Below are 531 nucleotides of genomic sequence, written 5' to 3' on the forward strand. Positions count from 1 at the left end.
CGAACTGACTTTCGACAACCGCTTCGCCCGCCTGGGCGACGCGTTCTCCGCGCACGTGCTGCCCGAACCGATCGACAATCCGCGTCTGGTGGTCGCCAGCCCGGCCGCCCTGGCTCTGTTGGATCTTGATCCGGCCAGCGCCGAAACCGAAGAATTCGCGCAACTGTTTGGCGGCCACAAGCTGTGGGCCGACGCCGAGCCACGGGCGATGGTGTATTCCGGGCATCAGTTCGGCGGTTATACCCCGCAACTGGGCGACGGGCGCGGTCTGCTGCTGGGCGAGGTGTACAACACCGCCGGCGAGCATTGGGACTTGCACCTCAAGGGCGCCGGGCAGACGCCGTTTTCGCGCATGGGCGATGGCCGCGCGGTGCTGCGCTCATCGATTCGCGAGTTTCTCGCCTCCGAGGCGCTGTTTGCGCTGAACATCCCGTCTTCGCGGGCCGCCTGCGTGATCGGCTCCGACACGCCGGTCTGGCGGGAAAAGCAGGAACGCGCGGCGATGGTGCTGCGTCTGGCGCCGAGCCACAT

At 67.2% G+C, this 531-nt stretch carries 1 protein-coding gene; it reads left to right on the plus strand.

Annotation, left to right across the window (positions count from 1 at the left end):
• A partial coding sequence (locus OQK_RS01475) for a protein adenylyltransferase SelO family protein (RefSeq protein WP_016770786.1) occupies positions 1-531 on the plus strand: 531 nt, incomplete at both ends.

The organism is Pseudomonas sp. R62 (assembly GCF_000257605.1).
Classification (GTDB): domain Bacteria; phylum Pseudomonadota; class Gammaproteobacteria; order Pseudomonadales; family Pseudomonadaceae; genus Aquipseudomonas; species Aquipseudomonas atacamensis.